Origin of the sequence: Kluyvera ascorbata (assembly GCF_023195735.1) — a bacterium.
Lineage (GTDB): Bacteria > Pseudomonadota > Gammaproteobacteria > Enterobacterales > Enterobacteriaceae > Kluyvera > Kluyvera ascorbata.
Genome location: NZ_CP096201.1, coordinates 3,564,022 through 3,585,261 on the forward strand (window position 1 = coordinate 3,564,022; position 21,240 = coordinate 3,585,261).

Consider the following 21,240-nt stretch of genomic DNA (forward strand, 5'->3'; position numbering starts at 1 on the left):
GCCGGGAATGCCAATTACGGCTCGAACGGCCGACGCTGGAACTGGTCATGCCCGCACTTCGGGCAGCGCGGCAGCACGTCCGGCGTATACACCGCCAGATGATAGTGACACTTCTCACACACCAGATTGCCCAGCCCCACCACTTCCCCGCTGTGATACACCCCGTGATGGTTCAAGTCCTGGAAAACCTCACGCCACTCCAGCTGCGTTTTATCGGTAATATCCACCAGCTCCTGCCAGAGACTCTCCTTAATCACCCGCAAAAACACGCTGTCGGAATCCTCTTCCTGGCTTTCGCTGTAGCTCATCGCAAACTCTTCGAGGTCACGACGCACGGCGCGCAGCAGTTCATCAATTTCAGTGCGCGTTAACTCGCTGGTTTGTGCGACCTTCGCCCGCGCCTGTGCGACCAGCGCATCGATGTCACGTTCACCATTGCGCAGACGTTCAGTTAGCGAACCAACCAATTCACGGTAAATTTGAGCAACCTTGTTCATTGTTTCCTCTCCCAGCCAGTTAACCTCTTCTAATAATAGCCGTTATTTACTTTATGCTTTGCCAGCTTTGCCACAGAGTTGATAAAAGTCACCCAGAGCTTTTCGCCGCCATAATGTGCGAAAGGCTGTTTTGACGTGAACGTTTGGGCTATGCTATGCGGATCTGAAATACCACGTCTATTGGCTACATTTGTAGCTGTATTGAAAATAGGATCACTGGCTGCCATGCAAGAGCAATACCGCCCGGAAGAGATAGAATCGAAAGTCCAGCTTCACTGGGATGAGAAGCGCACATTTGAAGTTACTGAAGACGAGAGCAAAGAGAAGTATTACTGCCTGTCGATGCTACCCTATCCTTCTGGTCGACTACACATGGGCCACGTCCGTAACTACACCATCGGCGATGTGATTGCTCGCTATCAGCGCATGCTGGGTAAAAACGTTCTGCAGCCAATCGGCTGGGATGCGTTCGGCCTGCCAGCTGAAGGCGCCGCGGTAAAAAACAATACCGCGCCTGCGCCGTGGACCTACGACAACATCGCGTACATGAAAAACCAGCTCAAAATGCTGGGCTTCGGCTATGACTGGAGCCGCGAGCTGGCTACCTGCACCCCGGAATACTATCGCTGGGAGCAGAAGTTCTTCACCGAGCTGTACAAAAAAGGCCTGGTGTACAAGAAGACCTCTGCGGTGAACTGGTGCCCGAATGACCAGACCGTACTGGCGAACGAACAGGTTATCGACGGCTGCTGCTGGCGCTGCGATACCAAAGTTGAGCGTAAAGAGATCCCGCAGTGGTTTATCAAAATCACCGCTTACGCCGACGAACTGCTGAGCGATCTGGACAATCTGGATCACTGGCCTGACACCGTGAAAACGATGCAGCGTAACTGGATTGGCCGTTCCGAAGGGGTTGAGATCTCCTTTGACGTTAACGACTACGCCGACAAGCTGACCGTTTACACCACTCGTCCAGATACCTTCATGGGTTGCACCTACCTGGCCGTTGCTGCGGGCCACCCGCTGGCACAGCAGGCTGCTGCGAACAACCCAGCCCTGGCTGCTTTTATCGATGAATGCCGCAACACCAAAGTGGCTGAAGCCGACATGGCGACCATGGAGAAAAAAGGCGTCGACACCGGCTTTAAAGCAATTCACCCACTGACTGGCGAAGCCATTCCAGTCTGGGCTGCAAACTTCGTGCTGATGGAGTACGGTACTGGCGCAGTGATGGCGGTTCCTGGCCACGATCAGCGCGACTACGAATTTGCCAGCAAATACGGTCTGAATATTAAACCGGTTATCCTTGCAGCCGACGGCAGCCAGCCCGATCTCTCCGAGCAGGCGCTGACTGAAAAAGGCACTCTGTTTAACTCCGGCGAATTCGACGGCCTGAGCTATGAAGACGGCTTCAATGCGATTGCGGACAAACTGGCCGCAATGGGCGTTGGCGAACGTAAAGTTAACTATCGTCTGCGCGACTGGGGCGTATCCCGTCAGCGCTACTGGGGTGCACCAATCCCAATGGTAACGTTGGAAGACGGCACCGTGCTGCCAACTCCAGAAGATCAGCTGCCAGTTATTCTGCCGGAAGATGTCGTCATGGACGGCATTACCAGCCCGATCAAAGCCGATCCAGAGTGGGCAAAAACCACCGTTAACGGTATGCCTGCACTGCGTGAAACCGACACCTTCGATACCTTTATGGAATCGTCATGGTACTACGCGCGTTACACCTGCCCGCAGTATCAGGAAGGCATGCTGGATTCTAAAGCGGCAAACTACTGGCTGCCGGTTGATATCTACATCGGTGGTATCGAACACGCCATCATGCACCTGCTCTACTTCCGCTTCTTCCACAAACTGATGCGTGATGCAGGCCTGGTGAACTCTGATGAACCGGCTAAGCAGCTGCTGTGTCAGGGCATGGTGCTGGCGGATGCCTTCTACTACGTGGGCGTCAACGGCGAACGTAACTGGGTTTCCCCGGTTGACGCTATCGTTGAGCGTGACGAAAAAGGTCGTATCGTAAAAGCGAAGGACGCGGCAGGCCATGAGCTGGTGTATACCGGCATGAGCAAAATGTCCAAGTCCAAAAACAACGGTATCGACCCACAGGTCATGGTTGAGCGCTACGGCGCGGACACCGTGCGTCTGTTCATGATGTTTGCTTCCCCAGCGGATATGACCCTGGAATGGCAGGAATCCGGCGTAGAAGGGGCTAACCGCTTCCTGAAACGCGTCTGGAAACTGGTTTACGAACACACCGCACGTGGCCCGGTTGCAGCCTTGAATACTGATGCATTGAGCGAAGATCAACAGGCTCTGCGCCGTGACGTTCATAAAACTATTGCTAAAGTTACCGATGATATCGGTCGTCGTCAGACCTTCAACACCGCCATCGCGGCGATTATGGAGCTGATGAACAAACTGGCGAAAGCACCGCAGGAAGGCGAACAGGACCGCGCTCTGATTCAGGAAGCGATGCTGGCCGTCGTGCGTATGCTCAACCCGTTCACCCCTCACGTTTGCTTCACGTTGTGGCAAGAACTGGGCGGTGAAGGCGATATCGATAACGCACCGTGGCCGGTAGCCGACGAAAAAGCGATGGTCGAAAACACCACGCTGGTCGTCGTTCAGGTCAACGGTAAAGTTCGCGGTAAAATCACCGTTGCGGTGGATGCGACCGAAGAACAAGTGCGTGAACGTGCAGGCCAGGAACACCTGGTTGCAAAATACCTTGAGGGCGTAACCGTACGTAAAGTGATTTACGTACCGGGCAAGCTGCTTAACCTGGTCGTTGGCTAAGCGCGGGAGGAAGCGTGCGATACCTGACAACATTGTTGTTATCTTTGGCGGTGCTGATCACCGCCGGATGCGGCTGGCATCTGCGTAGTACTACGCAGGTACCGGACGATATGAAAACATTGATTCTTCAGTCCAGCGATCCTAACGGCCCTCTGAGCCGCGCGGTCCGCGATCAGCTGAGAGCGAGCGGTATTACCGTACTTGATCAGAGCACGACGCGTCAGGACGTGCCGTCTCTGCGTCTTGGCTCATCCAGCATCCAGAAGGATACCGCTTCCGTCTTCCAGAATGGTCAAACTGCTGAGTACCAGATGGTGATGACGGTCAACGCTACGGTGCTGATCCCAGGTCAGGATATTTTCCCGATCAACACCAAAGTATTCCGTTCGTTCTTCGACAACCCGCAAAAAGCGCTGGCGAAAGACAACGAGCAGGACATGATCGTAAAAGAAATGTACCAAAGAGCAGCGGAGCAGCTCATTCGTAAGCTGCCAAGCGTACACGCTGCTGATGTCAAAGAGAGTGCGGCGAATCAGGCAAACAAGCCTGCCGCTAGCTCTCGTGTCTCCACCACTCTGGGTAACTGATGATTCGGTTGTACCCAGAACAACTCCGCGCGCAGCTCTCCGAAGGGCTGCGTGCGGCGTATCTCCTGCTCGGTAATGACCCCCTTTTCCTTCAGGAAAGCCAGGACGCTATACGGCACGCCGCCGTAAGCGAAGGCTTTATTGAGCATCATACCTTTACGCTTGATGCCAGTACCGACTGGCATGAGCTCTTTTCCCTGTGCCAGTCGATCAGCCTGTTCGCCAGCCGTCAGACGCTGCTGCTGCTGCTGCCTGAAAACGGCCCCAATGCTGCCATTAACGAGCAGCTCGCTACGCTGGTCGGCCTGCTGCATGACGATCTTCTGCTGATCGTTCGCGGCAACAAGCTGACCAAAGCGCAGGAAAACGCCGCCTGGCTTACCGCACTGGCCACCCGTGCCGTACAGATTAGCTGTCAGACGCCGGAACCGGCGAACCTGCCGCGCTGGCTTGCCAACCGCGCAAAACAGAACAACCTCCAGCTTGATGAACCTGCCAGCCAACTGCTGTGTTACTGCTATGAAGGTAACCTGCTGGCGCTATCGCAGGCGCTGGAACGGCTGTCACTACTGTGGCCGGACGGTAAGCTGACGCTGCCTCGCGTGGAACAGGCCGTTAACGATGCCGCGCACTTTACCCCCTTCCACTGGGTCGACGCCCTGTTAGCCGGTAAAAGCAAACGCGCGTTGCATATCCTGCAACAGCTACGATTAGAAGGCAGCGAGCCGGTGATTCTGCTGCGTACCGTACAACGTGAACTGCTGCTGCTGGTGACCTTGAAACGTCAGAGTGCACATACGCCGCTGCGTTCGCTGTTTGATAAGCATCGGGTCTGGCAAAACCGTCGTGGCATGGTGGGCGATGCGCTCAACCGCCTTAGCGCACCGCAGCTTCGTCAAGCCGTCACGCTGTTAAGCCACGCGGAGCTTACGCTTAAGCAAGATTACGGTCAGTCGATCTGGGCTGAACTGGAAAGTTTGTCGCTACTGCTTTGTCATAAAGCACTGGCCGACGTTTTTATCGATGGATGATATGGCAAAACTACAGGCGCTTTTTGGCGGGACCTTCGATCCCATTCACTACGGTCACCTTAAGCCGGTAGAGATTCTGGCCAACCTGATTGGTCTGTCTCGGGTCATTATTATGCCCAACAACGTGCCGCCGCACCGCCCGCAGCCGGAAGCCACCAGCGAACAGCGCAAGTTTATGGTCGAACTGGCCATTGCCGACAAACCGCTGTTCGTTCTTGATGAACGCGAACTGCGCCGTGATACGCCGTCCTGGACGGCTGATACGCTGCTGGAATGGCGACAGGAGCAAGGTCCAGAGCAACCACTCGCCTTTATCATCGGCCAGGACTCACTGCTTACCTTCCCAAGCTGGGAGCGTTACGAAACGATCCTCGACAATGCTCACCTACTGGTGACTCGTCGACCTGGCTATCCGTTGACCATGAAGCAGGAAGAACACCAGCAGTGGCTCGACCGCCACCTCACCAGCAATATCGAAGACCTGCATAATCAGCCAGCCGGGAAAATTTACCTCGCGGAAACGCCGTGGTTTGACGTCTCCGCCACCTTGATTCGCGAACGCTTAGAGCGCGGCGAGTCCTGCGAGGAGATGATGCCAGAGGCCGTACTCTCTTACATCATGAATCAGGGGCTCTATCACCACGGCGCCTAGCGCCAGGCTAAAGGGGAAGCACGATGAAAATCTGGCTGGTACGCCACGGTGAAACCGAGGCCAACGTAGCAGGTCTATACAGCGGCCATACCCCTACTCCGCTAACCACTAAAGGCATGAAGCAGGCTGAACGTCTCGGTGAGATGCTGCATCACGTTCCCTTCGACCGCGTGCTGTGCAGCGAACTGGAGCGCACCCAGCATACGGCGCGTCTACTGTTAGGCGATCGTCACATTCCCGTCACGCCACACCCGCTGCTTAACGAAATGTTTTTCGGCGACTGGGAGATGCGTCATCACCGCGACCTTCAGGTTGAAGATAAAGAAAACTACGCCGCCTGGTGCGCCGACTGGCAGCATGCCTCGCCGACCAACGGCGAAAGCTTTCCCGATTTTTCTCATCGCATCTCGGCATTTACCGCCGAGCTCGCTCACTACCAGGATGAGAATCTACTTATCGTCAGTCACCAGGGCGTACTTAGCCTGCTGACAGCGCTGTTGCTCGGCATGCCGATGGCCGGAATGTGGCATTTCCGCATCGACCACGGCGCGTGGAGCGTTATTGATTTTTCAGCGGAATTCGTCACCCTCCGGGTGCTCAATAGTAGAGCAATCTGGCTACCTGAAGCGGAATAAAACGGATTTCTTCACCAGACGTCCGTCCACCCATTGACACCAATTGCCAGGCTGTTATTCTCCGCAGCCAGAATCATCCCCCTCCTGCACTTGTGGACAGAAATTGTTTTACAAAAATGGCGATGCAATCGGCGTAAAGGGATGGGATGATAGCCCGCCAGAACGCCCGTTCGGTGATTTTTTGTCCCGATAATGTTTTCAGTTCGGGTATACTGTCAGGCTGTTTAATATTGTTTATCTTCACACCCCAGGGGGAACACTTGCAGGGTAAAGCACTCCAGGATTTTGTTGTCGACAAAATTGATGATTTGAAAGGTCAGGACATCATCTCCATTGATGTTAAAGGTAAATCCAGCATCACTGATTGCATGGTTATCTGTACTGGCACCTCTAGCCGCCATGTAATGTCCATTGCCGATCATGTGGTCCAGGAATCCCGCGCCGCCGGTTTGCTGCCGATGGGCGTTGAAGGCGAAAATACCGGTGACTGGATTGTTGTTGATTTAGGCGATGTCATTGTCCACGTCATGCAGGAAGACAGCCGTCGCCTGTATGAACTGGAAAAACTCTGGGGTTAAGTTGTGAAGCTGCAGTTGGTCGCCGTCGGCACCAAAATGCCGGATTGGGTACAAACCGGGTTTACCGAATACCTTCGTCGTTTTCCGAAAGATATGCCGTTCGAACTGGTGGAAATTCCTGCCGGCAAGCGCGGTAAAAACGCGGACATCAAACGTATTCTGGATAAAGAGGGCGAGTTAATGCTCGCCGCCGCAGGAAAAAACCGCATCGTCACGCTGGATATTCCAGGCAAACCCTGGGATACGCCACAGCTTGCCCGCGAGCTGGAACGCTGGAAAGGTGACGGTCGTGACGTCAGCCTGCTTATCGGCGGCCCTGAAGGCCTTTCCCCGGCATGCAAAGCCGCAGCAGAGCAAAGTTGGTCGCTCTCCACGCTGACGCTCCCACACCCGCTTGTGCGCGTGCTGGTTGCCGAAAGTTTGTACCGGGCGTGGAGTATTACCACCAACCACCCTTACCACCGCGAATAATGAGACCTAGGTAGATTAAGCAGCGAATGAAACTACAGAATTCTTTTCGCGACTATACGGCAGAGTCCGCGCTTTTTGTGCGCCGGGCGGTGGTCGCTTTTTTGGGAATTTTGCTGCTTACCGGCGTGCTGATTGCCAACCTCTACAATTTGCAGATCGTTCGTTTTACCGACTACCAGACGCGTTCTAACGAAAACCGCATCAAGCTGGTGCCCATCGCACCAAGCCGCGGCATTATTTACGATCGCAACGGGACGCCGCTGGCGCTTAACCGCACCATCTACCAGCTGGAAATCATGCCGGAAAAAGTCGACAGCGTGCAGGAGACCATTGATGGCCTGCGCAGCGTCGTTGACCTTTCCGATGATGATATTGCCGCCTTTAAAAAAGAGCGTGCACGTTCACACCGCTTTACCTCCATCCCGCTGAAAACTAACCTCACCGAAGTGCAGGTGGCGCGCTTTGCCGTCAACCAGTACCGTTTCCCGGGCGTTGAGGTTAAGGGCTACAAGCGCCGCTTCTATCCGTATGGTTCCGCCCTGACCCACGTCATCGGCTACGTCTCCAAAATTAACGATAAAGACGTTGACCGCCTGGATAAAGACGGCAAGCTCGCCAACTATGCGGCGACCCACGATATCGGCAAACTCGGTATCGAACGTTATTACGAAGACATGCTGCACGGGCAGACCGGCTATGAAGAAGTTGAGGTTAACAACCGTGGCCGCGTGATCCGCCAGCTCAAAGAAGTCCCGCCGCAGGCCGGGCACGATATCTACCTGACGCTTGATCTGAAGCTCCAGCAGTATATCGAAACGCTGCTCGCCGGTAGCCGCGCCGCCGTCGTAGTCACAGACCCACGCAACGGCAGCATTCTGGCGCTGGTCTCTATGCCAAGCTACGATCCAAACCTGTTCGTTGATGGCATTTCCAGTAAAGACTACAGCGGCCTGTTAAACGATCCGAACACACCGCTGGTTAACCGTGCGACGCAGGGGGTTTACCCACCAGCTTCAACGGTGAAACCGTATGTGGCCGTCTCCGCCATGAGCGCAGGCGTGATTAACCGCAATACCAGCCTGTTTGACCCAGGGTGGTGGCAGCTTCCGGGCTCAGAAAAACGCTATCGCGACTGGAAAAAATGGGGCCACGGCCACCTGAACGTCACCAAAGCGTTGGAGGAGTCCGCGGATACCTTCTTCTATCAGGTCGCCTATGATATGGGTATTGACCGTCTGTCCGAGTGGATGAGCAAGTTTGGTTACGGTGATTACACCGGCATCGACCTTGCGGAAGAGCGTTCCGGTAACATGCCGACGCGCGAATGGAAGCTGAAACGCTTTAAAAAACCGTGGTATCAGGGCGATACCATTCCGGTGGGGATCGGTCAGGGTTACTGGACGGCGACGCCTATCCAGATGAGTAAAGCGCTGATGATCCTGATTAACGACGGCATTACCAAAACGCCTCATCTGCTGTCCAGCACGGTAGAAAATGGTAAAAAAGTCCCATGGATACAGCCGCCGGAGCCTCCTATTGGCGATATTCACTCCGGCTACTGGGAAATTGCCAAAGACGGGATGTTTGGCGTTGCCAACCGTGGCAACGGTACCGCGCATAAATATTTCGCCAGCGCACCGTACAAAATTGCCGCCAAGTCAGGTACCGCGCAGGTCTTCGGCCTGAAGGCAAACGAAACGTACAACGCCCATCGTATTGCAGAGCGTTTGCGTGACCATAAATTAATGACCGCGTTCGCACCGTATAACGACCCGCAGGTGGCGGTCGCTATTATTTTAGAAAACGGCGGTGCGGGTCCGGCAGTTGGTACCATTATGCGTCAAATTCTCGACCACATTATGTTGGGCGATAACAACACCGATTTACCGGCTGAGAACCCAGCGGCCGCCGCATCGGAGGACCAATAAACATGACGGATAATCCGAACAAAAAATCCATTTGGGATAAAATCCACCTCGATCCCGCCATGCTGCTCATTCTGCTGGCGCTGCTGACCTACAGTGCTCTGGTTATCTGGAGCGCCAGCGGCCAGGATATGGGTATGATGGAGCGAAAAATCGGCCAGATTGCGATGGGCATCGTCATCATGATCGTGATGGCGCAAATCCCGCCGCGCGTATACGAAGGCTGGGCTCCGTGGCTCTATATCTTCTGTATTATCCTGCTCGTGGCGGTGGACGCCTTTGGCGCAATCTCTAAAGGCGCGCAGCGCTGGCTGGATCTGGGTGTCGTCCGCTTCCAGCCGTCAGAAATTGCCAAAATCGCGGTACCACTGATGGTGGCGCGTTTTATCAACCGCGATGTCTGCCCACCGACGTTGAAAAACACTGGGATTGCGCTGGTACTGATTTTCCTGCCAACCCTGTTGGTTGCCGCGCAGCCTGACCTCGGGACCTCGATTCTGATCGCACTCTCTGGCCTGTTCGTACTGTTCCTGGCAGGCTTAAGCTGGCGTTTAATTCTGATTGCCGTTCTGCTGGTCGCTGCCTTTATCCCGATATTGTGGTTCTTCCTGATGCACGACTATCAACGTCAGCGCGTCATGATGCTCATGGACCCAGAATCAGACCCGCTGGGCGCGGGTTACCACATTATTCAATCTAAAATCGCCATTGGCTCCGGCGGCCTGCGCGGGAAAGGCTGGCTGCACGGTACCCAGTCACAGCTCGAGTTTCTACCGGAACGCCACACCGACTTTATCTTCGCGGTGCTTTCAGAAGAGCTGGGGCTTATCGGCATTCTTATCCTTCTGGCGCTCTACGTCCTGCTGATTATGCGCGGACTGTGGATTGCCGCTCAGGCGCAAACGTCCTTCGGCCGCGTGATGGCCGGCGGTTTAATGTTGATTTTATTCGTTTATGTCTTCGTAAATATTGGTATGGTAAGTGGCATCTTACCGGTGGTTGGCGTACCGCTACCGCTGGTCAGCTACGGGGGCTCGGCCCTAATCGTACTAATGGCCGGGTTTGGTATCGTCATGTCGATACACACCCACAGAAAAATGTTGTCAAAAAGCGTCTAAGGGGTGCTCAATGCGTAAGCAATGGCTTGGGATCTGCATAGCGGCAGGGCTGCTGGCGGCTTGTTCGAGCGATGATGTTCAGCAAAAAACCGTCTCTGCACCACAACCTGCGGTATGTAACGGCCCGTCGGTAGAAATCAGCGGGGCCGATCCGCACTTTGAGACCCTGAATGCAACCGCAAATCAGGACTATGAACGTGACGGTAAGAAATACAAAATCGTTCAGGACCCATCAAACTTCAGCCAGGCCGGTCTCGCCGCCATTTATGATGCCGAACCGGGCAGCAACCTGACCGCCTCCGGTGAAGCTTTTGACCCGACACAGTTGACGGCGGCGCACCCGACGTTGCCTATCCCAAGCTACGCGCGTATCACCAACCTGGCCAACGGTCGAATGATCGTGGTACGCATTAACGATCGCGGCCCTTATGGCAACGATCGTGTGATCTCTCTTTCTCGCGCAGCGGCAGATCGCCTGAACACCTCCAACAATACCAAGGTCCGTATCGACCCGATTATTGTGGCTCAGGATGGTTCACTTTCCGGTCCAGGCATGGCCTGTACCACCGTAGCGAAACAGACCTACGCCCTGCCGAGCCGCCCGGACCTCAGTGGCGGGATGGGCAGCGCCTCTTCCGCCCCGCAGGCCAGCGCGCCACAGGGTGACGTTCGCGCGATCAGCAACGATACCCTGACCTCCGCCGACAACGGCGAAGGCGCACCGGTGAAAAGCGGCGGCTTCCTTGGCGCTCCAACGCCATTAAATAGCGGCGTGCTGGAAGAGCCGGCTCCGGCTCCAACACCCGCCCCTGCCGCGACGGCAGCACCGGTGAGTGCGCCAGCAAGCACCGCTCCGGTTAGCGCCCCAGCGGCCGCAGCCGTTGCCGCCCCGGCCGCGGCCACCGGCGATTACGTCGTTCAGGTGGGTGCCGTTAGCGATCAGACGCGTGCACAGCAGTATCAACAGCGCTTAAGTCAGCAGTTTTCCGTCCCGGGCCGCGTCACGCAAAACGGCGCGGTCTGGCGTATTCAGCTCGGCCCGTTCGGCAGCAAAAGCGCGGCCAGCACAATACAACAGCGTTTGCAGAGCGAAGCGCAGCTGCAATCGTTTATTACTCACGCCAACTAGAACGCTCAGAGGTATCCGAATCTTCGTATATGTAAAAGTCGTTAACAAACTCATATACGATGTCGGATGCCTGTCTGTGGGGCATTTGCTATAGTAAGGCACTTTTTAACTCCATCACGGATGTCGTTGTTTTGACCATGAAGACCTCTTTTTTCGCTCGCTTACTCATTCCGGCGCTCTCCGTCGCAGCACTGTCTTCCGCTGCCCACGCCGATGACCTGAACATCAAAACCATGATCCCAGGCGTTCCGCAGATTGACGCGGAATCCTACATTCTTATTGATTACAACTCCGGTAAAGTTCTGGCTGAGCAGAATGCTGACAGCCGTCGCGACCCGGCGAGCCTGACCAAAATGATGACCAGCTACGTCATCGGCCAGGCAATGAAAGCAGGTAAATTTAAAGAGTCAGATTTAGTCACCATCGGCAACGATGCCTGGGCGACCGGCAACCCGGTATTCAAAGGCTCTTCCCTGATGTTCCTGAAGCCTGGCATGCAGGTTCCTGTATCTCAGCTTATCCGTGGTATTAACCTGCAGTCCGGTAACGATGCGTGCGTCGCAATGGCCGACTACGTGGCCGGTAGCCAGGATGCTTTCGTTGGCTTGATGAACAGCTACGTCACCGCGCTGGGCCTGCAGAACACGCACTTCCAGACCGTTCACGGCCTGGACGCTGATGGTCAGTACAGTTCCGCACGCGACATGGCGATGATTGGCCAGGCGCTAATCCGTGACGTACCGAACGAATACACTATCTATAAAGAAAAAGAGTTCACCTTTAACGGTATCCGTCAGCTCAACCGTAACGGTCTGCTGTGGGATAACAGCCTGAACGTGGACGGCATCAAAACCGGCCACACCGATAAAGCAGGCTACAACCTGGTCGCTTCCGCAACCGAAGGTCAGATGCGTCTGGTCTCTGCCGTGATGGGCGGTCGTACCTACAAAGGCCGTGAAACCGAAAGTAAAAAACTGCTGACCTGGGGCTTCCGTTTCTTCGAAACCGTGAACCCAATTAAAGCGGGTAAAGAGTTTGCTTCTGAGCCAGCCTGGTTTGGTGACACCGATCGCGCCTCCCTGGGCGTCGATAAAGACGTTTATCTGACCATTCCACGTGGCCGCATGAAAGACCTGAAGGCCAGCTACGTGCTGACCACCAGCGAGCTGCATGCGCCACTGCAGAAAAATCAGGTTGTGGGGACTATTAACTTCCAGTTGGATGGCAAAACCATCGATCAGCGTCCTCTGGTGGTTCTGCAGGAAATTCCCGAAGGCAACTTCTTCGGTAAGATCATTGATTACATTAAATTAATGTTCCACCACTGGTTTGGTTAAAAATCACCCACTTGAAAGTGTGATTTCCATCCCCATATACTATGCATAGTAAAAACAACTCCCGCACATTTGGCGGGAGTTGTTCTTTTTCAACACTGGAGCTGACATGAAAACCAAACTGAACGAACTGCTTGAATTCCCTACACCATTTACTTACAAAGTAATGGGTCTGGCGAAACCTGAGCTGGTTGACCTGGTGGTTGAAGTGGTACAGCGCCATGCGCCAGGTGACTACTCTCCGCAGATAAAACCGAGCAGCAAAGGCAATTACCACTCGGTGTCCATTACCATCAATGCCACTCACATTGAGCAGGTAGAGACGCTGTACGAAGAGCTGGGCAATATCGAAATCGTCCGTATGGTGCTGTAATCGCATCACCGTTACCCGGCACAGCCGGGTAACGCCTCCCCCCTTCTCCCTGTGATATACTCTGCAACCATCATTTCCCCTCTCTGCGGAGACGCTGTTTTGGACTTAAATACCCTCCTGATCCGTCAACTTGGCCTGCAACCCTACGAACCCATTTCTCAGGCAATGCATGATTTTACCGATAGTCGTGATGAATCCACGCTGGATGAAATCTGGCTGGTTGAACATCAGCCTGTGTTCACGCAAGGCCAGGCAGGCAAAGCCGAACACGTGTTGGTTCCGGGAGATATTCCGGTGATTCAGAGCGATCGGGGCGGTCAGGTGACTTATCATGGGCCGGGTCAACAGGTGATGTACGTTCTGTTAAACCTCAAACGCCGCAAACTAGGCGTACGAGAGCTGGTGACGCTTCTGGAGCAGACCGTCGTTAATACGCTGGCAGAAGTCGGCATTGAGGCACATCCGCGCGCCGATGCACCGGGTGTTTACGTCGGCGAGAAAAAAATCTGCTCCTTGGGGCTGCGCATTCGTAAAGGCTGCTCATTCCACGGTCTTGCGCTCAATATTGCCATGGATCTTTCCCCCTTCCTGAGAATTAACCCTTGTGGTTACGCGGGAATGGAAATGGCCCAGGTTTCACAATGGGTTAACGATGCGAAGCCGGAAAATATATCCCCACGATTAGTCTCCCATTTTTTAGCGCTGCTAAACAATCCACCTCACGAATATATCAACGCTTAATATATTATATATTTTGGCCCAATAATCCGTTGGGCCATTCACTATATTTTTCTGCTGCCCTTTACAATAAGGGAATGATTCTCTATTTTTTTTGAATGTTCTCGCCATAAAATGCATCGTAGATCGCAATTTTGCGCAAAAAAATGCATATAAACATAGATCACATCAATGCATTAGCTTTACTAATGCATTGACTCATAACGCAAAAATCTCGTTTTTATCTTGCGATCGAGTGGCGTCCAGAATAATAATATTATTATTACGATAAACTATCATTCATGGTGTGAATGAATGCGGGGTAAGCAGTGTGGATTATAACGATAAGCCTGAAAATAAAACCAACCTTAATGTCGAAAATGACACGCCACAAATTTTCCGTACGCTACGTAATATAGATCTTAATTTATTGACCATATTTGAAGCGGTATATGTGCATAAAGGCATCGTAAATGCTGCGAAAATACTGAATCTCACCCCATCTGCGATAAGTCAGTCAATTCAGAAACTTAGACTCCTCTTCCCCGATCCCCTTTTTATTCGTAAAGGTCAAGGTGTCACACCAACTGCCTATGCTACGCATCTTCATGAATATATCAGCCAGGGTCTGGAGTCGATTCTTGGGGCGCTGGACCTGAACGGCAGCTACGACAAGCAGCGGGTCATCACCATCGGCACCGCCGCCTCCGTGGGCGCCATTGTCATGCCGGTCATCTACCAAATTGTGAAAAAGACCTACCCGCAGGTTCTGCTGCGCAACGTTGCCGTGACGGATGCAAACGCACAGCTCAGCCAGTTTCAGACCGATCTCATCATCGATAACCACGAACATAACAATCCGCGCACGCTGGGACGTCATTCGCTATTCAGCGACAGACTGGTGTTGGTGTGCCGCAACGAGCACCCGGCAGTTGATGAAGAACCTTCTCTGGACACGCTGATGCAGTACGAGCACACGCTGCTGACGATGGACGGTGCGGGGCAAAATGACCAGTACAAACGTATTCGCGATATGCTTCCCGATCGTCAGGTTAGCGTAAGCAGTTACAACCTGTTCACCATCGCGTCACTGATTGCCTCAAGCAACCTGATAGGCATCATGCCGCTGCGCTTTTATCATATCTTCAAACAGTGCTGGCCGTTGAAGACGCTGGATTTCGAACCGCTCCAGCAGGAACGCGTCGACTTTTCATTGCATTACAACAAACTCAGCCTGCGCGACCCGGTAATGCAAAACATTATCAACGTCATCCACCAGGCGTTTTGAGCCTCCAGCTCCTCATCCTTCCTTAGCCGGCAAAAAAGCATTATTCAACAACTATTTTACAATTTGCCGGCACGGTAGGCTGCTTTATGCCCCATTTAAATGGTATACTGCCTGCTATAAATTCAAAAATAGTTGATAAATACAACATTCCCTTGAATTGAAACGCTTTCCCTCGATACTCGGAACTGGAACACGTACGCTATGAGTAAACCCATTGTGATGGAACGCGGTGTTAAGTACCGCGATGCCGATAAAATGGCCCTTATCCCGGTTAAAAACGTGGCAACAGAGCGCGAAGCGCTGCTGCGAAAACCGGAATGGATGAAAATTAAACTTCCGGCAGACTCCTCCCGTATCCAGGGTATCAAAGCAGCCATGCGTAAAAATGGCCTGCACTCCGTCTGTGAAGAAGCGTCCTGCCCTAACCTGGCTGAGTGCTTTAACCACGGCACCGCTACCTTTATGATTCTGGGCGCCATCTGTACCCGTCGCTGCCCGTTCTGCGACGTTGCCCACGGTCGCCCGGTGGCCCCGGATGCTAACGAACCACAAAAACTGGCCCAGACTATTGCCGATATGGCGCTGCGCTATGTGGTTATCACCTCTGTGGATCGTGACGATCTGCGTGACGGTGGCGCTCAGCACTTCGCTGATTGCATTACAGCAATTCGTGAGAAGAGCCCAACCATTAAGATTGAAACCCTGGTGCCGGACTTCCGCGGCCGTATGGATCGCGCGTTAGAGATCCTGACCGCAACCCCTCCGGATGTTTTCAACCATAACCTGGAGAACGTGCCGCGTATTTATCGCCAGGTTCGCCCAGGTGCCGACTATAACTGGTCATTAAAACTGCTTGAGCGTTTCAAAGAAGCCCACCCAGAGATCCCGACCAAGTCTGGTTTGATGGTTGGTTTGGGTGAAACCAACGCGGAAATTATTGAAGTAATGCGCGATCTGCGCCGCCACGGTGTCACCATGCTGACGCTGGGTCAGTACCTGCAGCCAAGTCGTCACCACCTGCCGGTACAACGCTACGTTAGCCCTGACGAATTTGAAGAGATGAAAGCCGAAGCGCTGGCAATGGGCTTTACCCATGCAGCCTGTGGTCCGTTCGTGCGTTCGTCCTACCACGCCGATCTCCAGGCTAAAGGCATGGAAGTTAAATAAGCCCGTAGCCAGAAACAAAAAAGCCGCTCTCTGCTGAAAGCGGCTTTTTTATGCCTTAACCAGAAATAAATTGTTTCAATAAGACAATATTAGCAATGTTATTTCCATGAAAAAGGGCTACAACGTGCTTACGCTGTAGCCCCTTCCGCGGATGCTCACACCCGCGCATGGCGCACGCAAATCGGCACGCCACGTGAAACGCTGCCCTGCTTACTCTTTATGAGAGAGTTTTTCTGCCGGGGTCTCATCTGCGCTTTTTTGCGCCGTGGTTTCATCATCATTCATGGCTTTCTTGAAGCCCTTGATGGCTGAACCCAGATCCCCACCCAGAGTCCGTAATTTTTTGGTACCAAACACCAGAACAATCAGTGCTGCCACTACCAGCAGTTTGGTAATACTAATCTCACCCATAGATACCTTCTTCTCAAAAACAGGCTGCAGAATGCGCCACATCACTGTGGTTTATTAACGGTCATCTGGCGCGCGCACACAATAGCAATCTGTAACAAGGTGAATCAAGCATTGTTTAAAAAAACGTCACGTTAATTGCGGTAGCGCAAACCGTCGATTCACCAGTACTGGAAGCTGATGGCGAACGTTCAAAAGATGCTCGCGCTGAATATCAGAAACAATCAGCTGCGGTTCGGCCGTTGCGCCAGCCAGAGTGACGCCCAGCGGGTCAATAATCCGACTTTGACCAATATTCCGTGTCCCGCACTCACCGCTTGCCACGATATAACAGGTGGTATCCAGCGCACGAGCCGCAAGCAACGTTGACCAATGGTGCTCTTTTAACGGCCCACGAACCCAGGCGGCGGGCAGCGCCAGAATATCCGCCCCCTGTAGCGCGAGGGTCAACGCCAGCTCTGGAAAACGAAGATCGTAGCAGGTCAGCACACCCACCTTATAGCCTTCAACCTCAATCAGCGGCGGGAGGACATCACCGGCATCCACCCGCTTTGACTCCTGAATAGAAAATGCGTCGTAGAGGTGGAGTTTATGATAGTGGGCAATCACCTCTCCTTCACGCAGCACCACCAGCGTGTTTCTCGCACGACCTTCTCTGGAGGGAGTATGAATCGTCAACACCGTTGTTACTGAATCATTACGGCTTTGCGCTTTTAATAGCTGCATAAAACCGCCATCAAGCGGCTGTGCCGACTTCACGGACATATCAGGGTCAGTATCACTGCGCGCCAGCAGCGCTTCAGGCAACACCAACAAAGACGTACCCGCCTCCGCTGCCGAGCGCATCAGCGCCACACAGCGTTGCGCATTGACCTGCCACTCCGGCGTGACAGCAAACTGTCCTGCAGCTACCCGCATCCCCACTCCTCAGGTTCTACTAATATATCAATATGATGAATGCTGATGAGTATATAGCCAGATTCATCTATTCAGCGTTAAACTGAACCCATTAATAGAAAATGGCAGGAAACTCGCACGATGCAACTTTTGTTGGCCGTTTTTATTGGCGGAGGTACCGGGAGCGTGGCTCGCTGGCTGCTGAGCCTGAAACTCAATCCCATGCATCACGCCATCCCTCTGGGCACGTTAACAGCAAACCTGATTGGGGCGTTTATCATTGGTGCCGGGCTTGCCTGGTTTAATCGTCTACCACAGGTAGACCCGGTCTGGAAGCTGCTCATCACCACGGGCTTTTGCGGGGGGCTGACGACCTTCTCCACCTTCTCGTCGGAAGTGGTCTTCTTACTGCAGGCAGGGAAGTTTAGCTGGGCGCTGCTGAATATTACGGTCAACCTGCTGGGCTCATTTGCGATGACCGCTCTGGCCTTCTGGCTTTTCAGCTCTAGCCGCTAGAAAAAAGATAAAAAAAACCCGCGATTAAGCGGGTTTTGAATTCTGACTGCTATTCTCGCTTACAGAGCGGTAACGTTAGCAGCAGAAGGGCCTTTGGCACCGTTAGTGATTTCGAACTCTACACGCTGACCTTCAGCCAGAGTTTTGAAACCGTTGGTCTGGATTGCAGAGAAGTGTACGAATACGTCTTTGCTGCCATCTTCCGGAGTAATGAAACCGAATCCTTTGGACTCATTAAACCACTTAACGTTACCTTTAATCTTAGACATCAAAATTACCTTTATATGAAAAAACGACACTAATCTGTGTCAGTTAACAGTACAACAATTGTCGTGGGTTTTGTCCAGCCTAACTTCGTTAAAAAGTGATAAATGTCGCTAACTTTTATTTGCGGGTTGACATTACCGTAAGCTGTGCTCCAGGCCAGTTTTAGAACTGGAAACGGAGCCACGCGAAGTAGACGTTGCCGTTGTTATAGGTTCCGGGAATGTAGGTCATCTGGAACGTGGCGGGCCCATAACCGATAGAGGCCATCGGCAGTGCAACCGGTACCGGGATATAATTCCAGTTATCGCGCGCAGTCACCCCAATCGTGTAACCTAACCCGAGGTGGAAATTATCGTCCGCCAGCGGTCGCCAGGTGGCTTCCCAACCGTAGCCGCCAATCGGCTCCCACTTATTAAAGGAGTCTTTAAATGCCATCAAATAGATGCCATGCCAGTTACCTTTATCATCCCAACGCGAGATACCAAAACCAGCACCCCAGGGACGTTCATTGTATTTGTCCGTCTTCTCTTTATCGTAGGCAAAACGGGCATGCCAGGTAATCGCCGGCACATACAGATCGTAGTTCTGCGGCTCATCCCAGGTCTGTACAATGTTATTGCTCAGCGTGTTATAGCCATCCTTAATCGTCCCGGTAAAAGACGCATGGGCAGAAAGAGTGGTACCGAAAAACCCTACCATCACTACTAACAGTGCGAAAAATCTATTTAGTTTTAACACGATAATCTTGCCAAAAAATGATTAATTAAGAACATTCTATCAAACGTAAGCTTAATGATATCTTAACCGCCGCAGCGACTTAGTTTTTTTCTTCATCTGAATTATAAATTAGAATTTTCCTAAACAAACTGTCAAGCCAACCTAACGGCCTAAGCTAAATTATAATGCATACTGACTGCCAACGATAAGCATTCTCGTCCAGACTCGAGAAAACCATAAATAAAAAGTGCCTTCTGATAATAATCGGCTAAATGCTTAACATATTATTTTCGGAATATGAGAATAAATACTTAATAATTAAATGACGGATTATTTTGCGCGTTTTTTATGCAGCTTTATCTCATCACCAATCGCCTGTAAAAGAATGCTATCCCTCTTCGCAACAACTGATGCTATCAGGCTTTTATCCCTACAAATGGTAAGGTGACATTTCATTTCCTCTGGCTGTATAGTATTCCACCAGCACGCTATACTCACTGTGGTGACAATGTTCCACTTTGTGAGTACACCGACCAAATGATCATTTCGCTTTCTTTAATTACTCTTTTTATTGATTTTCATCAGCTAAATTTGTCGTTTTTTTCGGCACATTTCACCCCTTACTTTTGATGCAGCACTGCGTCAATTTTTACAACTGGGCGATAGGTGTTAATAATGTTAACGTTCTTTGAACTCCTGATTGGTGTTGTGGTTATTGTGGGCGTGGCTCGCTACATCATCAAAGGTTACTCTGCAACGGGGGTCCTTTTCGTCGGAGGTTTACTGCTACTGATTGCCAGCGCATTGATGGGCCACAAGATTTTACCTAGCAGTGAAACCAGCACCGGTTACTCTGCAACCGATATTATTGAATATATCAAGATCTTATTGATGAGCCGCGGCGGCGACCTCGGCATGATGATCATGATGCTCTGCGGTTTTGCCGCTTATATGACGCATATCGGAGCTAACGATATGGTCGTTAAGTTAACCTCCAAGCCGCTGAAATTTATTAACTCGCCTTATATACTGATGATTGCCGCCTATTTTGTGGCCTGTCTGATGTCGCTGGCCGTCTCTTCAGCGACCGGGCTTGGCGTATTACTGATGGGCACGCTATTCCCGGTGATGGTTAACGTAGGTATCAGCCGTGGTGCAGCCGCCGCTATTTGTGCGTCACCCGCCGCCATTATTCTCTCCCCTACTTCCGGTGACGTGGTGCTGGCGGCAAAAGCCGCAGAAATGCCGTTGATTGATTTTGCGTTTAAAACCACACTGCCTATTTCCATCATTGCCATTATTGCTATGGCGATTACCCATTTCTTCTGGCAGCGCTACCTGGATAAAAAAGAGAATATTTCTCACGAAATGCTGGATGTCAGTGAAATTACCACCACGGCACCTCGCTTCTATGCCATCCTGCCGTTTACGCCAATTGTCGGGGTACTGATTTTTGACGGTAAATGGGGCCCGGAGCTGCATATTATTGCCATCCTGGTTATCTGCATGCTGCTGGCCGCGGTGCTGGAATTCCTGCGCGGCTTTAATACCCAAAACGTGTTTGCAGGCCTCGAAGTTGCCTATCGCGGCATGGCTGATGCATTCGCAGGCGTGGTGATGCTGTTGGTTGCGGCGGGCGTATTTGCTCAGGGTCTGAGCACTATCGGCTTTATTAACAGCCTGATTTCCATCGCAACTTCGTTCGGTTCCGCCAGCATTATACTGATGTTGGTACTGGTCATATTGACGATGCTGGCAGCAATGACCACCGGTTCCGGTAACGCACCGTTCTATGCTTTTGTTGAGATGATTCCAAAGCTGGCGCAATCCTCCGGCGTCAACCCCGCGTATCTTTCTATTCCGATGCTGCAGGCCTCTAACCTCGGTCGTACTATCTCCCCGGTCTCCGGCGTGGTAGTAGCGGTAGCCGGTATGGCGAAAATATCTCCGTTTGAAGTGGTTAAGCGCACATCGCTGCCGGTTATCATTGGTCTCATCGCGGTCATTATCGCCACCGAGATTCTGGTGCCCGGCGTCGCCGCGTAATCATTTATTGGCTAAATAAATAAGGCGCCTGAGGGCGCCTTATTTTATTATGTAATAACGTCACTAAATGAATTAAACC

Annotated in this window: 22 protein-coding genes; 17 read left to right on the forward strand and 5 right to left on the reverse strand. The window is 52.4% G+C overall.

Annotated features, from left to right (window positions below; translation table 11 throughout):
• Nucleotides 1-14: 14 nt before the first annotated feature.
• Nucleotides 15-497, reverse strand: coding sequence for a zinc ribbon-containing protein (locus tag MY052_RS17060; RefSeq protein WP_035894318.1), 483 nt, complete (start codon nt 495-497; stop codon nt 15-17).
• Nucleotides 498-722: 225 nt separating this feature from the next.
• Between MY052_RS17060 and leuS the strand changes: the two genes are divergently transcribed.
• The 15 genes from leuS (at nt 723) to lipA (ending at nt 16,310) form a co-directional block, all read left to right on the forward strand.
• Complete coding sequence (gene leuS / locus MY052_RS17065) at nt 723-3,305, forward strand: leucine--tRNA ligase (RefSeq protein WP_115074590.1); 2,583 nt, start codon at nt 723-725, stop codon at nt 3,303-3,305.
• Between the two features lie 14 nt (nt 3,306-3,319).
• A complete protein-coding gene (lptE, locus tag MY052_RS17070) occupies nt 3,320-3,892 on the forward strand; it encodes an LPS assembly lipoprotein LptE (protein WP_248537463.1) in 573 nt (190 codons plus the stop codon).
• The gene (gene holA, locus MY052_RS17075) at nt 3,892-4,923 is read left to right on the forward strand and encodes a DNA polymerase III subunit delta (RefSeq protein ID WP_248537464.1); all 1,032 of its coding nucleotides are present in this window, start codon (nt 3,892-3,894) and stop codon (nt 4,921-4,923) included. The genes lptE and holA overlap by 1 nt, the downstream gene beginning before the upstream one ends.
• A complete protein-coding gene (gene nadD / locus MY052_RS17080) occupies nt 4,916-5,575 on the forward strand; it encodes a nicotinate-nucleotide adenylyltransferase (RefSeq protein ID WP_147281546.1) in 660 nt (219 codons plus the stop codon). Before holA ends, nadD begins: the two co-directional genes overlap by 8 nt.
• A gap of 23 nt (nt 5,576-5,598) precedes the next feature.
• A complete protein-coding gene (locus MY052_RS17085; RefSeq protein ID WP_248537465.1) occupies nt 5,599-6,210 on the forward strand; it encodes an adenosylcobalamin/alpha-ribazole phosphatase in 612 nt (203 codons plus the stop codon).
• A 260-nt stretch (nt 6,211-6,470) separates the two neighbouring features.
• Nucleotides 6,471-6,788, forward strand: coding sequence for a ribosome silencing factor (gene rsfS, locus MY052_RS17090; RefSeq protein WP_035894326.1), 318 nt, complete (start codon nt 6,471-6,473; stop codon nt 6,786-6,788).
• 3 nt (nt 6,789-6,791) lie between these two features.
• On the forward strand, nt 6,792-7,259 hold the full coding sequence (gene rlmH / locus MY052_RS17095) for a 23S rRNA (pseudouridine(1915)-N(3))-methyltransferase RlmH (RefSeq protein ID WP_035894327.1): 468 nt from the start codon (nt 6,792-6,794) through the stop codon (nt 7,257-7,259).
• Nucleotides 7,260-7,285: 26 nt separating this feature from the next.
• Nucleotides 7,286-9,187 (forward strand): peptidoglycan DD-transpeptidase MrdA, encoded by a 1,902-nt coding sequence (gene mrdA / locus MY052_RS17100; protein WP_035894328.1) that lies wholly within the window; start codon nt 7,286-7,288, stop codon nt 9,185-9,187.
• A gap of 2 nt (nt 9,188-9,189) precedes the next feature.
• On the forward strand, nt 9,190-10,302 hold the full coding sequence (mrdB, locus tag MY052_RS17105; protein ID WP_202216243.1) for a peptidoglycan glycosyltransferase MrdB: 1,113 nt from the start codon (nt 9,190-9,192) through the stop codon (nt 10,300-10,302).
• 10 nt (nt 10,303-10,312) lie between these two features.
• Entirely contained in the window at nt 10,313-11,431 is a 1,119-nt protein-coding gene (gene rlpA, locus MY052_RS17110; protein ID WP_248537466.1) for an endolytic peptidoglycan transglycosylase RlpA, read from the forward strand.
• A 137-nt stretch (nt 11,432-11,568) separates the two neighbouring features.
• A complete protein-coding gene (dacA, locus tag MY052_RS17115; RefSeq protein ID WP_123650106.1) occupies nt 11,569-12,768 on the forward strand; it encodes a D-alanyl-D-alanine carboxypeptidase DacA in 1,200 nt (399 codons plus the stop codon).
• Nucleotides 12,769-12,874: 106 nt separating this feature from the next.
• Nucleotides 12,875-13,138 carry a DUF493 family protein YbeD gene (ybeD, locus tag MY052_RS17120; protein WP_035894333.1) on the forward strand — a complete coding sequence of 88 codons (264 nt, stop codon included), beginning with the start codon at nt 12,875-12,877 and terminating at the stop codon, nt 13,136-13,138.
• A 99-nt stretch (nt 13,139-13,237) separates the two neighbouring features.
• Entirely contained in the window at nt 13,238-13,879 is a 642-nt protein-coding gene (lipB, locus tag MY052_RS17125; RefSeq protein ID WP_035894334.1) for a lipoyl(octanoyl) transferase LipB, read from the forward strand.
• 307 nt (nt 13,880-14,186) lie between these two features.
• On the forward strand, nt 14,187-15,143 hold the full coding sequence (locus MY052_RS17130; protein WP_035894347.1) for a YbeF family transcriptional regulator: 957 nt from the start codon (nt 14,187-14,189) through the stop codon (nt 15,141-15,143).
• Nucleotides 15,144-15,344: 201 nt separating this feature from the next.
• Nucleotides 15,345-16,310: a lipoyl synthase gene (gene lipA / locus MY052_RS17135; RefSeq protein ID WP_035894335.1), complete on the forward strand. Its 966-nt coding sequence runs from the start codon at nt 15,345-15,347 to the stop codon at nt 16,308-16,310.
• Nucleotides 16,311-16,520: 210 nt separating this feature from the next.
• Here the strand turns inward: lipA and tatE are convergent, their stop codons facing one another.
• Both tatE and MY052_RS17145 read right to left on the reverse strand, forming a co-directional pair.
• The gene (tatE, locus tag MY052_RS17140; RefSeq protein ID WP_035894336.1) at nt 16,521-16,721 is read right to left on the reverse strand and encodes a twin-arginine translocase subunit TatE; all 201 of its coding nucleotides are present in this window, start codon (nt 16,719-16,721) and stop codon (nt 16,521-16,523) included.
• A gap of 126 nt (nt 16,722-16,847) precedes the next feature.
• The gene (locus MY052_RS17145; RefSeq protein ID WP_035894337.1) at nt 16,848-17,636 is read right to left on the reverse strand and encodes a deaminated glutathione amidase; all 789 of its coding nucleotides are present in this window, start codon (nt 17,634-17,636) and stop codon (nt 16,848-16,850) included.
• Nucleotides 17,637-17,756: 120 nt separating this feature from the next.
• Between MY052_RS17145 and crcB the strand changes: the two genes are divergently transcribed.
• The gene (gene crcB, locus MY052_RS17150; RefSeq protein WP_035894338.1) at nt 17,757-18,131 is read left to right on the forward strand and encodes a fluoride efflux transporter CrcB; all 375 of its coding nucleotides are present in this window, start codon (nt 17,757-17,759) and stop codon (nt 18,129-18,131) included.
• A 59-nt stretch (nt 18,132-18,190) separates the two neighbouring features.
• Here crcB and cspE read toward each other — a convergent pair whose 3' ends face one another.
• Both cspE and pagP read right to left on the reverse strand, forming a co-directional pair.
• Entirely contained in the window at nt 18,191-18,400 is a 210-nt protein-coding gene (cspE, locus tag MY052_RS17155) for a transcription antiterminator/RNA stability regulator CspE (RefSeq protein WP_000034826.1), read from the reverse strand.
• A 160-nt stretch (nt 18,401-18,560) separates the two neighbouring features.
• Nucleotides 18,561-19,136, reverse strand: coding sequence for a lipid IV(A) palmitoyltransferase PagP (gene pagP, locus MY052_RS17160; RefSeq protein ID WP_374043994.1), 576 nt, complete (start codon nt 19,134-19,136; stop codon nt 18,561-18,563).
• Nucleotides 19,137-19,790: 654 nt separating this feature from the next.
• Here pagP and dcuC point away from each other — a divergent pair.
• Nucleotides 19,791-21,161, forward strand: a complete 1,371-nt coding sequence (gene dcuC, locus MY052_RS17165; RefSeq protein WP_123650103.1) for an anaerobic C4-dicarboxylate transporter DcuC — start codon at nt 19,791-19,793, stop codon at nt 21,159-21,161.
• Nucleotides 21,162-21,240: the final 79 nt, after the last annotated feature.